Origin of the sequence: Neorhizobium populisoli (assembly GCF_019430945.1) — a bacterium.
Taxonomy (GTDB): Bacteria; Pseudomonadota; Alphaproteobacteria; order Rhizobiales; family Rhizobiaceae; genus Neorhizobium; species Neorhizobium populisoli.
In genome coordinates this window covers 510,544-525,285 of the sequence record NZ_JAHYCB010000004.1, presented here as the reverse complement: position 1 = coordinate 525,285, position 14,742 = coordinate 510,544, and the positions used below count along the sequence as shown (strand labels likewise).

The following is a 14,742-nucleotide window of genomic DNA, read 5'->3' as shown; positions in this document are numbered from 1 at the left end:
TCTGTTGACAAGTTCATTTGAAAAGATGAAGTCTATGTCATTAAAAGGGGATATATTCCGCAATTACGGAATTATGGGAGGAAGACAGGTGCCCGACCTGCTGGTGAGTTTGTATTCTGGCAAGCTCGACGAACTGGAATCCAGAGCGTCGGAAACCGCTATCAGGATTCGCCCGGCGATATCGCCGGAAATGCATGTCGTTGTCTCCTGGGTACGGGAACATTTCAGCGAAAACTGGGCAAGCGAAGTCATAGTTGCTTTTTCGCGCCAACCGAATGCCTGCCTGATCGCTGTCGAAGAAGGAAAACTCCTTGGCTTTGCCTGCTACGACACGACGGCCCGCGGCTTCTTTGGCCCGACCGGCGTTGCGCCCGAGGCACGTGGAAAGGGGATCGGGCTGGCTCTCTTTTCCGCCTGCCTGCGGACCATGAAAACGCTCGGCCACGCCTATGCCTTCATCGGGGACGCGGGCCCCGTCGATTTCTATGCCAAGACCGCCGGCGCAGTGCCGATCCCAGCACCTGACAAGGGTATTTACGAAGGCATGCTCAGAAGCGCGCCGAAAACCTGATTTTCAAGACCGGAGCATACAGAGTGTCCAAGACCCCTCTCGCCCTTTTCGTCGGCATGCCGAATCCCACGCTTTCGGACGACGAATTCGCGCTGTTTCGCGAAACCAATCCGCTCGGCATTTTCGTCGGCCGCCGTAATCTCAAGAACCCGGATCAAGTGCGCGCACTGATCGAGCGCTTCCGCGAAGCGGTCGGCCGGGACGATGCGCCCGTCTTTACCGACCAGGAAGGCGGTCGCGTTCAGCATCTCGACGCCGGCCCTTGGCCGCTCTTCCGTAGCTTCGGCGCGTTTGCAGAGCTTGCCGGGCGTGATTTCGAACTTGGCAAGCGTGCCTTGCGCCTGTCCTCCCAGGCTATGGGCACGATGATGACCGAACTTGGCCTCTCCAGCGGCTGCTCGCCGGTGCTCGACCTCGTCTTTCCGACGACGAGTGCCGTTATCGGGGCGCGTTCGTTCGGTCCGGATCCGGATTTCATTGCCGCGCTCGGCCGCGAAGTCGTGGACGGCCTTTTGGAAACCGGCAACATGCCGGTCATGAAGCATATCCCTGGCCACGGCCGCGCAACGCTCGATTCACACAAGGAGCGTCCGATCGTCGATGCATCGCGTGAAACGCTCGAGGCAACCGACTTCAAGCCGTTTGTTGCATTGAAGGATACGCCCTGGGCGATGGTCGCGCATGTGGTCTATTCGGCTTACGACAACGAGCTGCCGGCTTCCATTTCGCCTGTCATGCATGACGTGATCCGCAAGGACATGGGTTACGACGGTGTGCTGATATCCGACTGCATCTTCATGGAATCGCTGCGTGGCACCCTGCCCGAGCGTGTTGCCCAAGTGCTCGATGCCGGCTTCGACATCGCGCTTCACAGCCATGGCGACATTCCGGAAAGCGAAGCCGCCGCCAAGGCTGCCCGTCCACTGACTGACACGGCTCTCGCCCGCATCGCGGCCGGCAAGGCCCGCCTCGGCAATCTCAAGATCGATATCCGCGCCGCGCACGCGGAAGTCGAAGACATGTTCAAGACCGTGCTGGCCGCCTGACCCGCACGTATCGCGAAGCAACCAAAAGGGGAATAAAATGAAAAAATATATATTCGCCGCCGCAACAGCCCTGTCGCTGGTTTCCGGCTCCGCCATGGCGCAAACCATTTTGACTGCCAATATCGAGCCGGCAACCACCTGGGTGCGCAACTTCAACCCGTTCAACCAGACGTCCTCGCGCCAGTCGACGCTCGACTTCATTTACGAGCCGCTGGTGATCTTCAACCGCTTCGACAGCAACAAGCCTGTCTACCGGCTTGCTGAAAGTTTCAAGCTTTCCGAAGACCTGAAGAGCATCGATTTCAAGCTGCGCCCGAACCTGAAATGGTCGGACGGCCAGCCCCTGACCTCGGCCGACGTCAAGTTCACCTATGACTACCTGAAGAAGTTCCCGGCGCTCGATTTCGTCAGCATCTGGACCTTCATCACCGACGTTCAGGCCGTCGATGGCCAGACGGTCCGCTTCACGCTCGCCAATCCGAGCTCGCTTGCCGCCGAACAGCTTTCGCAGCTGCCGATCGTGCCGCAGCATGTCTGGAAGGACGTCGCAGACCCGGTCACCTTCGCCAACGAAAAGCCGGTCGGCAGCGGCCCGATGACCGAAGTGCCGCGCTTCACCGGCCAGACCTATGACCAGTGCCGCAACCCGAACTATTGGGATGCCGCGCATCTGAAGATCGACTGCATGCGCTTCCCGCAGCTTGCCGACAACAACCAGATCCTGACGGCAACGGCCAGCGGCACGCTCGACTGGGGCGTTTCCTTCATTCCGGATATCGACAATGTCTATGTCTCGAAGGACCCGGCGCATTATCACTACTGGTATTCGCCGAGCAGCATGGTCGCCTTCCTGTTCAACCTCGAGACCTCGAATGCGAACAACAAGAAGGCCTTCAACGACGTGAAATTCCGTCGCGCGGTCTCCATGGCGCTCGACCGCAAGACGATGATCGATATCGCGGGTTACGGTTATCCGACACTGAACGAAGATCCGGGCTTGATGGGCGAGCTCTACAAGAGCTGGGCGGACCCGTCCATCAAGTCCGACTTCGGCAAATACGCCACCTATAACGCCGACGCAGCCAAGGCTCTCCTCGACGAGGCCGGCTACAAGGACAAGGACGGCGACGGTTTCCGTGACAATCCGGACGGTTCGAAGATCGCCTTCTCGATCATCGTTCCCAATTCCTGGACAGACTGGATCGACACGGTCAACATCGCCATCGAAGGCATGCAGGCCGTCGGTATCGATGCGAAGATCGAGACGCCGGAAGAGGCTGTCTGGACCTCCAATCTCATCGACGGCAAGTTCGACGGCGCGATCAACAGCCTGCCTGCTTCGGCTTCGCCCTATTATCCCTACAAGCGCGCCTTCAGCGCTTCGGACAAGGGCAAGACGCGCTTCACGGCTCAGCGCTGGTTCAGCCCGGAGGTGGAAAACCTGGTGACCGAGTTCACCCATACCGCCGCTCTCGACAAGCAGAAGGAAGCGATGAACAAGGCGCAGCGGATCGTCGCCGAAAACATGCCGATGATCCCGGTGTTCAACAATCCGAACTGGTACCAGTATAACACCAAGCGCTTTACCGGCTGGTCGACAAAGGAAAACCCCTTCGTCAATCCGTCGATCTCGCGTACCAACCCGGCACGCCTCTTGAACCTGCTGGCGCTTGAGCCGGTCAAGTAAGCGATCGAAATCCGCAGGAGCGGTGCGACAAGCGCCGCTCCCGTTCTGACGGAGCCCCACGGAGCCCCTCATGGCCTTTCTGCTTCGCCGCCTCGTCTTCTACATGGCAGCCTTCATCGCGGCAGCGACGATCAACTTCTTCCTGCCCCGGCTAATGCCGGGCGATCCCGTGCGCCTGATGTTTTCAAGCGCAGGTGCCGAACTGCCGCCGGAAAGCCTGGCTGCGCTGAAGCTCACCTTCGGCTTTGTCGACGGGCCGCTCTGGCAGCAATACCTCACCTATCTCGGCAGCATCTTCACCGGCGATCTCGGCCGTTCGATCAAATATTTCCCGCTGCCGGTCACCTCGGTTCTCGGCCATGCGCTCGTCTGGACCGTCGGCCTGATGGGGACCGCAACGATCATCAGCTTCGCGCTCGGCACTTTCCTCGGCATCGTAGCAGCCTGGCGGCGCGGCAGCCGGTTCGACGTCATCGTTTCGGTCGGCGCGATCTTCGCGACATCGGTACCGGCCGTCGTCACCTCGCTGATCGTACTTTTCATCTTCGGCTTCACGCTGGGCTGGTTCCCGAACGGCTATGCCGCCGATCCCTCGCTCGATCCGGCTTTCAGCTTCCAATATATCGGCAGCATCATCTATCACGGCATCCTGCCGATGATCACGCTCTGCACCGTGCTGATCGGCGGCTTCACGGTGACCATGCGCAACAACATGATCAACCTGCTCGGCGAGGACTATATCGTCATGGCCCGGGCAAAAGGCCTTTCCGACCGGCATGTAATGTTGTGGTATGCGGCCCGCAATGCACTGCTGCCAACCGTTTCCAGCCTCGCCATCGCCATCGGCACCATTCTCGGCGGCTCGCTGGTGACAGAGGTCGTTTATAACTACCCCGGCCTCGGCAACATTCTCTATCAGGCGATCCTCGCCCGCGATTATCCCGTCATCCAGGGACAGCTTCTGATCATGACCGCCACAATGCTGGTCGCCAATTTCATCGTCGACGTCAGTTACGTGTTGCTCGATCCGCGATTGAAGGGAGCGTGAGATGAAAAGCCTGCTCCGCAATCGCAAGGCGCTGATCGGCCTCGTCATTATCTTACTGATCATCCTCATGGCGATCGCAGCACCTCTGCTGACGCAATACGATCCCAATGCCCGCACCGGCCGGCCACACCAGCCACCATCGATGGACCATATTCTTGGCACAACGCGCATCGGCCAGGATGTCTTTGCCCGGCTGATCTATGGTGCTCGCACGTCGCTTGCCGTCGGCTTCGGCGCCGGCCTGCTGATCACCGCCGTAGGCACCGCGCTCGGCATCATCTCCGGTTATCGCGGCGGCAAAACGGACGAAGTCATCAGCTTCTTCACCAATATGGTGCTGGTCGTGCCGAACCTGCCGCTGCTTCTGGTTCTGGCAGCCTTCATCGGCCAGGCAAGTCCGCTGGTCATCGCCCTTATCCTCGGCGCTACCTCATGGGCCTGGGGTGCGCGCGTGACGCGCGCCGAAACCCTCTCGGTCAAGCAGAAGGATTTCGTCAAATCGGCGGAGATGATGGGCGAACCGCAATGGCGCATCATGACGTTCGAGATTTTCCCCAACGTGATTTCCATCGTCGGCATCAACTTCATCGGCAGCGTCATCTTCGCCATCATCACCGAAGCGACACTGGAATTCCTGGGCCTGGGCGATCCCCGCGCTGTATCCTGGGGCACCATGCTCTACAATGCGCAGAAGGCCTCCGCCCTTTCGGTCGGTGCCTGGTGGGATATCCTGACACCCTGTTTTGCGCTCGCCTTCCTCGGTATCGGTATGTCGCTCCTGAATTTTGCGGTCGACGAGATCGCCAATCCGCGCCTGCGCACCGGCAATCACCTGAAGCGCTGGTCGCTTCTCGTTCGTTCCGGGGAGGGCCGCCTGTGAGTGAGCCACTGCTCTCCGTCAAAAACCTCACGATCGACTATATCGGCGAGGAGAAGGATTTCCGCGCCGTCGATGATGTGTCCTTCGATATCGCGCCTGGCGAGGTCTTCGGCCTGGCCGGGGAATCCGGCTGCGGCAAGAGCACCATCGCCTTCGCCATCAGCCGGCTTCACAAACCGCCGGCGCTGATCCGCAAGGGAAGTCGGATCCTGCTGGCCGGCCGCGATGTGCTGGATCTCGATCCGAAGGCGCTGGCCGACTTCCGCTGGCGCGAAGTCGCCATGGTTTTCCAGAGCGCCATGAATTCGCTGAACCCGGTGCTGCGTATCGAGGATCAGTTCTACGACGTCCTTCGCACCCACAAGGGTATGACCAGGGCACAGGCGCGCGAGCGGGCCGCCGAGATGCTGCGGCTTGTCGATATTCCGCCGGATCGAATGAGCAACTATCCGCACCAGTTTTCCGGCGGCATGCGCCAGCGCATCGTCATCGCCATCTGCATGGCGCTTAATCCCAAGCTTGTGGTCATGGACGAACCGACGACGGCGCTCGATGTGGTGGTACAGCGGGAAATCCTGCAGCGCATCAACGAGCTGCGGAAGGAATTCGGCTTCTCGGTGCTGTTCATCACCCATGATCTGGGGCTGATGGTGCAGTTTTGCGACCGCATCGGCATCATGCTCGCCGGCAAGCTCGTCGAGCAGAATGAGGCGGCAGCGATCTACAAGGCGCCACAGCACGACTATACCAAGAAACTCTGGGCCTCCTTCCCCTCGCTGCATGGAGGCGTGCTGTCATGAGCGATGCCATTCTCACCCTCGACGCCGTCACCAAGACTTTCGGTCACGGCGCATCCACCGTTCATGCCGCCCGCGCCATCTCCTTTTCGCTGCATGCCGGCCGTGCGCTGGCGCTGGTCGGTGAATCCGGTAGCGGCAAAACAACCTGTGCCCGCATGGCAATGCGCGAATACCAGCCGACCACCGGCCAAATCCTCTACAAGGGCCGCCCGGTCGAAGGCGCAAAAGCGGATGAGATTGCCCGTTACCGCCGTTCCGTCCAGATGATCTTTCAGGACCCGTTCGCATCGCTGAACCCGGCGCATACGATCGCCCACCATCTCCGGCGGCCGCTGAAACTGCACCGCCCCGACATTCGCGGGAGCCAGATCGATGCGACGGTGCGCGAGCTCCTTGAGCGCGTGAAACTCGACCCGGATCTCGTTGCGCCGAAATACCCGCATGAGCTTTCGGGCGGACAGCGGCAGCGCGTCAACATCGCCCGGGCGCTGGCGGCGCAGCCGGAAGTGATCGTCGCCGACGAGCCGACCTCAATGCTCGATGTCTCGGTTCGCCTCGGCGTTCTCAATCTCCTGAACGACATGAAGAAGGAGATGAACCTCGGCCTCCTCTACATCACCCACGATATCGCAACCGCCCGTTATGTGGCGGAGGATATCGCGGTCATGTATTCCGGCCAGATCGTCGAATGGGGACCGACCGGCGAGGTGATCGACAATCCGATCCATCCCTATACCCGGCTGCTGCTTTCGGCCGTGCCCGATCCCGACGTGCGTTTCGACGATCCGAGAACGCGTCTGAGACCGGAAGATGTCGACGATATCCGCAAGGCCGCCGCCGCACCGCAGGAAAAGGTCGTCGAGGCATTACCCGGACATTTTGCGCGCAGCCTTTAAGCTCCGGCCGAGGTTTAGGCCTTTTCAAAACCTTGGGACTTTAGCTCCTGCCGAGCATAGGCCGCCTCCTGATAGCGGCCGACCAGTTCGCTGAACTCTACAGCCTTCATGCCACGGATTCCCATCGCACCGAGAGTGACGATCCGTTTCTTGCGATCGACCTGGGTGTAGAGGGCCTGCCAGCTCTTGCCCGGCAGCGCCGAGCCTTCATGGAGCCAGAGGCGCAGGGCAAAACGGCTGGACGCATAGACCATGTAACCCGAGACCTCGATCCAGGCGATGGGCTTGTCCAGAACCGACGACACCAGGCCGTCCGGTGTCAGCACCATCAGGGGCCGTCGAGCCGACCGGTAAAGGAAGACGGAATAAGCGGCGCAGGCAAAGACCGCGACCGCCGCCACCGCCCCGACCACCTGCCGCGCGGTCTCATCGAACGTGAAGCCGAAACGTTCCGAGAAGAAAAAGATCAATATGCCGAACCCTCCCAGGATGACCGCGACGATCCCCATCGTCCAGATCATCGGGCCGACATTATCGTAGATGACGATTTCGCCGGTGGCGCCGGCCGCGGCATGCTCCAGATCCTGGCGGTAACGGGCACGCGCCTCCCCCGCGTTTTCGAGAAAGTCCTCGCTAAGGCTCGCGCAAAGGCCGGCCCAATCCGAAAACAACCTGGCGGCCAGCGAGGCAGCATCCGGCTCTGGTTGCCGGGTCGCTCTCTGCAGCAATTCATCGTCGATCGGGATACCGAGCGCTGCAATGCGCTGGAATGTCGGCGGATGGCTGTCCGTTGGGTGCGACTGCCGGTCTTCCAGCTGCGGCAGCGGGTCGGTCCACCCCTCGACGCGGCCGCTCTTGACAACCTGGGCCACAAGGTCGGTACGAGCACCGGGCTCTCGTTCATGGGCGGCAAGGAAGGCGTGCTCGAGAACATGGCTCGTCGCCGGCTCGATAATCCCGACGCGAATGAGCGCCGAGGCGGCAGCCTTGCGTGTCGAAACCGCGCTGCCGAGCCGGTCCGCATCCAGTTCCCTGAGCCGGCTCCAATGCGCCACTGCCTCGTCAAAGTGGCGCATCATGTGCAGACCGAGCCGGATAGCCGGATACAGGACGAAGTGACGTCGGTCGCCGATCTCCAATGCGCCCAGAGCTCGGACGAAAGCAGCATAGATCGGCGCGAATTCCTGGCTGTATCGGGTGTCTTCTCCAGAAAAATGCGCCAGTTCGTGGCCGATGATCGTCGCGATTTCCGGGGCATCGAGCAGGTCCAGATAGGGCGCCGGCAGATATAGCGACCGTCCTTTCAGCAACACGTCTCCCGGCGACAGCCTGACCTGGCTTTCGGTGACGAAGAAACCCTGGGTAAGGCCGATGATGATCGTGTCAGGCAGAAGCGATTGCTGCTTTTCCGCAATCAGCCGGACCAGGCGCCAAAGGCCTGGAGCCGCGGCCTCATCGACCACCCGCCCGAACACTTCGATTACATCCGGCGTATAGAGCGCGAAGACATCCTTCAGCCCGCGGAGAGCCAGGAATACGCCATAGGCCGCGAAGGCTGCGAGAACGATTGCAAGACCGAAAAGTTTTGCGCTTCCGGCGGTGAAGTCGGCCCAGAACCACATGCTGGCCGCTTCGAACAGAAGCGCCGACATGCTGGCAATGCCGAACCCGACGACGACCGCCGCGATCACAAACGGCAACGCCAACCGTTGGCGTCGAAAGCTCGTGATCAGCTGCCGCTGCGATTTTCTGGCACGCCTTGCGGCAACGGATGACAGCAGAAGGCCGCCGGCACCGCTGACAAAGGCAAGCGCTGCTCCACCGATCGTTCCAAAACTCAAGGGGTAGCGAATCTGCGATATCTCGATCTCTTCGGAGACCTGCGACAGAGCTTTTTCGACCCGGGAGGTCGCAACAAGTGCGGAAACGCTTTCCGTCGTCCCGTCCTCCCGCCCGAGTGTCAGCAGTGCCTGCGGATTCTCGACCATGATCTTTTGCACCTCGGCCCGCATCGCCTCGAGTTCACTGCGGGATTGGTAAGTGCTTTTCAGAGTTTCAGTCGCTCGCTGGAACTGCCATGCTCCCAGTGCGGCAAGAAGGATTGGGATGAGGATGACCCAGGCGATCACGCCGATCCGTGATCTGACGGCATCCGCCAGCCCTCCGGTCGATTTGTTATCTTCGCCTGTCAAACGGCGTGTATGGCTCGGTTGATATTCATTTCCGTCTGCCGCGACGTCGTATCCGCCCTTAATCAAACAACCAACTCCCAATACAAATTGCGTGATTATCCTGTGGTTGCATCACGCGTATGAGCGCCGGTCAAGATGTGCCGAGAGGCGGACAGGTATTCTTCGCTCACCTGATACCGGAGAGCCGCACCGATTCTCGTCCTCCGAATCTCTTATCTGTCATGGCCATGATCCCGCCGCATTTGCTGGGAGTGATCGCCCATAATCAGGGGTAGCAAAAGGCGGACGCCGAACACATGAGCTGGGGCAGAACTTCATTCCCGACATTGCTGATGGTGATGACGCTTGCTTTTCACGCTCCGGCATCGGCCGCATCCGATGCTCGATTTGGAAGCCCTATCCCCGCGCTGAAGCGCCTGATTGCCTCCACCGAACCCAGACCAAAAGGCATGCAGCACTTCTGCGTCGTCACATACCGGGCGAGTGGCGGATATGCCTGGGTCCACTGGCGCGAGGCAAATAAGCTGATTTTCTGGGGTGGCACGGTGCCTGATACGTCGCCGGACGACACGCTGGTTTTTGCCCCCCGCAAACTCGATCTGAAGACGGACGTCGTTCGAAGCCGGAATGAGGTGGGCAGCAGTACATACCTCGTCACCCGGAAATGGGTTGCAGCACGCCTCACCGATTGCAAAAGACGAGGCGCGCACTACAAACTAGCTGACAGCGATCTGGATCGATAGCGGTCTGTTACATGCCGCTGCTAAACGTAATGAGCGCAAGCTGGCGGCACCCATCGCGGCGCCTGATCGACGGGAGGTTGAGAATTGCAAAAACGACTTTCGTTTCTGGAATCTGGAGCGCGAATGATGGGGCGCCCTGCTTTGCTGGCGGCCATCGCATCCTTCATGGCATTTCAGGCACAGGGCCAGACCCAGGCTCAGGCGGGCGGCCAAAAGTGGTCGAAGGACCCGACCTCCCAGTGCGAATTCGTTTCGCCGGTATCGCTGACCGCCGGTCCGACCTATTGGGTGGGTGAATGCCCGGCCAATAAGGCAACCGGTTTCGGCATGCTCCGGCGTCGCGACGGCAACCAGGCAGGCCCCGCTTTCTATGGCGAGATGCGCGCCGGCATTCCGACGATCGGGGTCATCGACAACGAGGGTTACCGCGTCGGCCATTTCAAAAATGGCGACATCGGCGACGCCGAGCTTGAATTCCAAGTCAGGATGGATGCCTTCGAGGCTGCGGTCAAAGCGGCACGAGAAGTCAGCTCCCGATATGCCAAACAGGGCAATCAGGCTTCAGCTCGTCTTTATGAAGGCGTAGCGAAGCAGCTGGACGAGCAGATCGAGTAATGTCCCAAATACTATTCCGGCCATGCTTGTTTGCAGCCTTGGCGCTCACAATCTTGCCGGCCTCTTCCCAGGCTGAAAGCGCCCCGTCAAAGAGTCCATCTCTTCCGGCAGAGGTCGAAACCTTCATAAGCCGGCGGAACGATTGCGATCATTTCCGCGGCGAAGCCTCGCCCGATGCGGGCCGTCAGGCGCAGATCGACCGCGAGCTCCGCCGGCTTTGCACCGGCACCGACGCCGCTTTGGCACGTCTCCTGAAGCGTTATGCCAAGAAGGCTTCGGTTCAGAACGCATTGGCAGACTACGAGCTGAATATAGAAGGACGCTGAAGGCACCTCTTTATCAAGCTCTCTTTGAGCTCTGCACCAGCGGCTATTCGGCAAGCCATTCAGGAAGACGGCTGTCATACTCCCCCGCCTCCGAGGCCGTGGCGCATTGGGCGAGGCTGCCAAATCTCATGGACCGGCCGGAAAGGCCTGAACCGTAATGGGCGTATTTGCCGGAATTGGTCAGCGTGACCGAAACCTCTCTCGGGATGACCGGATCGCCGATCATGCACCAGCAGGTATCGGTGACGAAGGTTACGCCGAAGGCTTCGAGCGCGCCGACCGACCCCTCATCGACGGCGCGGCGATAAACATCGCGACCGCAAGTGATCATGACATTCGTTTTGGGATGCCGAATCTTGCCTTTGCAAAGAGCTGCAAATGCCGCGATTTCCTCCGCAGAAAAATGCGGGTTTCCAAGCGCGACCAGACCGATCTGTTGTGACGCCGGCACGCCATTCAGCTCTTGCCAGCTTTCTGCCAGATCAGATCGGGCAATCGCCACCTGCGGCAATTTCTGCCGGAGCGCGGTTATCTTATCCGGATGGCGTGCTTCCGGAGTAACGCCGGAAATGTGAAACATCGGCGCCGCGGAAGTTGTCGCGAACGCCGCCCCGAAGGCTTTAAGATCATCGCGGGTGATGGGCGCGTTTTCGAGCCCGACGATCAGAGGTATCCGCGCTCCGGCAAGCTTACCGGCATGGTAGCCGAGAAGCGGGTAAAATGCGTCGTCATCGGGAACTGTGGAGACTTCGATCACGAACTGCGGCTCGCGCTCCTTATCGAGGTGGCATCCGGCCCAGGGTGCCCGACCCGTCAATGCAATACAGATATCCAGATAATCTGGATATTTCATCGTGCGGGCGCCCAACACGCTGTTTGCGAAAACCACGGCATTGGATTCTGCCCAGACGATCTGCTCGCCTTCCATGGGCGCGTCGTCGAGGAGATAGGGAGCGCAGGTGAAGGTTGGGCGCGCACCCATTGCCACATAGGCATCTGCAAGCCGGCTTGCGGCTGTACCAAGCGACGGGGCGACGCCCTGTGTCTTCCATCGATCGTAGTCCACCGAGATAGCATTGAGCGTTGTCGGTATCTTCACCAATCCACCCCAGTCCACCAGCGTCTCGGCAAAACGCAAGCCCGCCTCGCCCGTATAGATGCAGCCGTCGATATGTGCCCGGCCGACATCATGCAGACGGCCGGCTGAATAGATCCCGGCAGCCTCGACGATGATTTCCATGGCCGCCTGTGCCGCTCTTCCATGTCTACCGGCGAGAAACGCTTCGTCCAGTTCCGTCAGCGCAAGATCAGCCGGACAAGCTTTTTCGCGCTTCGGCATCATGCCTTCAGGCTTCGCCAAATAGACCGTTCCGTCTTCAATAAAAGCGCACTCGCACTTGGCGAGGAGCCCATAGTCCTCCGCGTTGATCCTGACGATCGGCAGGGAGAGACCGAAAATCCGCTTTGCGACAATCGCGCCCAGCGTCAGGATTTCCTCATTCTCCAAAAAGACGAGCGCTGCCGGCGCGTGGCCGTTCAACATCAGTTCCATAAGCACGCCGCTGCCCGAACAGGAACCACGGCTGCTCGGTATGACAAGCACGCTGCCCTTCAGGCTACTGCCATGAAGTGGATGGTGCGTATCGATTACGATGCCTGTCGCGGGATCGACCCCACCCCAGAAGGACAGCGCGGTATCGCAGGCCAGCACAGGCCCGGCAGCTTTGCCGAGTGTCATCGGCTCGCCAAAAATTGCATCCATGAGATCGTCACTCCCTCGATCGAACGATAACGAAAGTCACTCCAGAAAGGCGCGCCAATTCGTTCTATGAAGGGGAAATAGCCAAAGCGTGGAAGGTCGCACAGGCCGACCGCAAGCGGATTTTCCACTCTGGTCTGCCAGCGGACCATGAACCTTCATAGATGGTATCTCGGTAGAGCCGGTTTAATTTTTGATTAACCAGTAATTTTTACGCTTTCGAGATGAAAAAGCGGTTCGCAAACATTGCTGGCATATTGGCAGTTCTGGTCTGGAGCTGCCTGATTGCTCAAAGCAGCCAGGCGGGGCAAAGCAAGCCCTGGCGCGATCCCGGCCTGCCGCTGATCGTCGATGCCTACGAGCTGAACACCATAGACTGGCAGAAGCTTCTCAGCGACAAGCGCATCGCAGGCTTCATTCACAAGGCTTCCGACGGTCTGCCGGAAACCTATGCCTGCTCAGCGAAGGAAGATTCCGATGCCTTCGCCCTCTGCAGGACCAAGTGGCGGAAATACGCGGTCAGCAAGGAACTCTACCAAACGCGCCGACTGGTGGCTCGCGGAGCTGGTCTCTTATGGGGCGCTTATCATCTTGCCCGTCCCGGAAACCCGATAGATCAAGCGAACCATTTCATCGACTATGCCGAACCGGATAGCAGTGATCTGATGGTGCTGGATCTCGAGGATATCGACGCAAAATTCATGTCGCTGGATGACGCCGAAATCTTCGTTCGCCACATCAAGTTTCGCACGGGCCGCTATCCCATTCTCTATACGAACCACAGCGTTGCCAGATATATCGCCGCCACCCGCAAAGAACACGAACTGCTATCACGCCTGCCCATATGGTACGCGCGATACAAGCCCGATGTTTCAGAGGTTTTTCCGATCGGCAGCTGGTCCAACTATTTCCTTTGGCAGTTTTCCTCATCAACGAACTGCTCCAAGAAGAAATGCCCCTATCGAATACCGGGCACACTCACCGATATCGACGTAAATGTCGCAAGCGTTGGGTTAGATGAATTGAAGCGCGTCTGGGGTCAGGGAGCCCTGTTGCCATCAGACTCCGCAGAGCCAAACCTGATTGCTGATGCCTCAACCGCATACCAGCCGTTCTAAGCCCGAGGGCTAACACCGGAATAAGCCCGTTATCGCCATTCACATATCGAAGCTTATCGCTGCCTGACAGATTTTGACCAAGCCGCTGAGTCCTTCATTGTGGCCGCGCAGAGCTTTGGTGCCTAACCATCATGGATCCGACACCTCTTCTGAATACGCCCCGCTCATGCCGGCTTGCGTAGGCAACAAGGCAGGGCCGGCCGGGACATGAATGGAAGCCGCGATGCCGGGCGAAGAATTACTTCGCCGGCTTCGTCGCACAGATCGCAAAACGATCCTGCACCATGCGTTCAAGACCGCGCAGGAAAGGCATTTTGCGGGCCTGGGCCCAGTGGATATCGGAAAGCTTCCGGTCGACGACGATATTTTCGAAGCCTGCCTGACGGAGAAGCTCGACGATGGCTTCCGCCGGCATCTTGTCCGAGAAATGTACCCGGGAGCGGATAGCCTGATGGCGCGCCATCATTTCCGGTTTCATGTGGCTCGCCGGCTCTTTGCCGGTCAGCCTGGTCCAGAGCTTCTGCAGGCCCTTCACCCAGGTCTCCTTGCCCATATTGCCATCGACGATCAGCACCTTGCCGCCGGGTTTCAGCACCGAATACCATTCGCGAAAGGCCGCTGCCGGATCGACCAGCGTCCAGACCAGATGCCGGTTGGTGATCGCATCGTAGCTGTCCTTCGGCTCCATAGTATTCTCCGCATCACCCGAGACGAAACGGATATCGGTCCCGCGCTTTTTCGCCTTGGCGCGGGCCTTTGCCAACATTGCGTCTGACCAGTCCAGCCCGGTGACCTTGAACCCGACATCGTTCATCAGATGCGAAATGACCGCCGTGCCGCAGGCAAGATCCAGAGCGGCCCGGCCGGTGCCATCGCCCAGGTGCTTGCGGATCAGCCGCTGCCATCCCTTGCGCTCTTCCTCCGAGAAGATTTCGTGCCCGACGCTTTCGTCGAACGTCGCAGCCCTCTCTGACCAGAAGTCGCGGATCTCATCGCGGATGGAATAGTTGGAGCCTATCGAATTCATTACGGAACGCCCTGATCACCTTGGAAAAGCTCTA

The 14,742-nt window shown here is 59.5% G+C and carries 14 protein-coding genes; 11 read left to right on the top strand and 3 right to left on the bottom strand.

Annotated elements, in window-relative coordinates; genetic code table 11:
* The first annotated feature begins 88 nt into the window (after positions 1-88).
* The 7 genes from KX729_RS13560 (at position 89) to KX729_RS13530 (ending at position 6,928) form a co-directional block, all read left to right on the top strand.
* A complete protein-coding gene (locus KX729_RS13560; protein ID WP_219742984.1) occupies positions 89-571 on the top strand; it encodes a GNAT family N-acetyltransferase in 483 nt (160 codons plus the stop codon).
* A gap of 23 nt (positions 572-594) precedes the next feature.
* Positions 595-1,617 carry a glycoside hydrolase family 3 N-terminal domain-containing protein gene (locus tag KX729_RS13555; protein ID WP_219742983.1) on the top strand — a complete coding sequence of 341 codons (1,023 nt, stop codon included), beginning with the start codon at positions 595-597 and terminating at the stop codon, positions 1,615-1,617.
* Between the two features lie 37 nt (positions 1,618-1,654).
* Positions 1,655-3,304 carry an ABC transporter substrate-binding protein gene (locus KX729_RS13550; protein WP_219742982.1) on the top strand — a complete coding sequence of 550 codons (1,650 nt, stop codon included), beginning with the start codon at positions 1,655-1,657 and terminating at the stop codon, positions 3,302-3,304.
* Positions 3,305-3,374: 70 nt separating this feature from the next.
* On the top strand, positions 3,375-4,352 hold the full coding sequence (locus KX729_RS13545) for an ABC transporter permease (RefSeq protein WP_219742981.1): 978 nt from the start codon (positions 3,375-3,377) through the stop codon (positions 4,350-4,352).
* Position 4,353: 1 nt separating this feature from the next.
* Entirely contained in the window at positions 4,354-5,232 is an 879-nt protein-coding gene (locus KX729_RS13540) for an ABC transporter permease (protein WP_219742980.1), read from the top strand.
* Positions 5,229-6,032, top strand: coding sequence for an ABC transporter ATP-binding protein (locus KX729_RS13535; protein WP_219742979.1), 804 nt, complete (start codon positions 5,229-5,231; stop codon positions 6,030-6,032). The genes KX729_RS13540 and KX729_RS13535 overlap by 4 nt, the downstream gene beginning before the upstream one ends.
* A complete protein-coding gene (locus tag KX729_RS13530) occupies positions 6,029-6,928 on the top strand; it encodes an ABC transporter ATP-binding protein (RefSeq protein WP_219742978.1) in 900 nt (299 codons plus the stop codon). The genes KX729_RS13535 and KX729_RS13530 overlap by 4 nt, the downstream gene beginning before the upstream one ends.
* A 14-nt stretch (positions 6,929-6,942) precedes the next feature.
* Here the strand turns inward: KX729_RS13530 and KX729_RS13525 are convergent, their stop codons facing one another.
* Positions 6,943-9,120 (bottom strand): M48 family metalloprotease, encoded by a 2,178-nt coding sequence (locus KX729_RS13525; protein ID WP_246617573.1) that lies wholly within the window; start codon positions 9,118-9,120, stop codon positions 6,943-6,945.
* A gap of 296 nt (positions 9,121-9,416) precedes the next feature.
* Between KX729_RS13525 and KX729_RS13520 the strand changes: the two genes are divergently transcribed.
* The 3 genes from KX729_RS13520 (at position 9,417) to KX729_RS13510 (ending at position 10,804) form a co-directional block, all read left to right on the top strand.
* Positions 9,417-9,863 (top strand): hypothetical protein, encoded by a 447-nt coding sequence (locus KX729_RS13520; RefSeq protein ID WP_219742977.1) that lies wholly within the window; start codon positions 9,417-9,419, stop codon positions 9,861-9,863.
* Between the two features lie 123 nt (positions 9,864-9,986).
* The gene (locus KX729_RS13515) at positions 9,987-10,478 is read left to right on the top strand and encodes a hypothetical protein (RefSeq protein WP_219742976.1); all 492 of its coding nucleotides are present in this window, start codon (positions 9,987-9,989) and stop codon (positions 10,476-10,478) included.
* 53 nt (positions 10,479-10,531) lie between these two features.
* On the top strand, positions 10,532-10,804 hold the full coding sequence (locus tag KX729_RS13510; protein WP_246617572.1) for a hypothetical protein: 273 nt from the start codon (positions 10,532-10,534) through the stop codon (positions 10,802-10,804).
* 43 nt (positions 10,805-10,847) lie between these two features.
* Here KX729_RS13510 and lhpI read toward each other — a convergent pair whose 3' ends face one another.
* A complete protein-coding gene (gene lhpI / locus KX729_RS13505) occupies positions 10,848-12,566 on the bottom strand; it encodes a cis-3-hydroxy-L-proline dehydratase (protein ID WP_219742974.1) in 1,719 nt (572 codons plus the stop codon).
* 221 nt (positions 12,567-12,787) lie between these two features.
* Between lhpI and KX729_RS13500 the strand changes: the two genes are divergently transcribed.
* Entirely contained in the window at positions 12,788-13,681 is an 894-nt protein-coding gene (locus KX729_RS13500) for a glycoside hydrolase family 25 protein (protein WP_219742973.1), read from the top strand.
* Between the two features lie 238 nt (positions 13,682-13,919).
* Here KX729_RS13500 and KX729_RS13495 read toward each other — a convergent pair whose 3' ends face one another.
* The gene (locus KX729_RS13495) at positions 13,920-14,708 is read right to left on the bottom strand and encodes a class I SAM-dependent methyltransferase (protein WP_219742972.1); all 789 of its coding nucleotides are present in this window, start codon (positions 14,706-14,708) and stop codon (positions 13,920-13,922) included.
* Between the last annotated feature and the right edge of the window lie 34 nt (positions 14,709-14,742).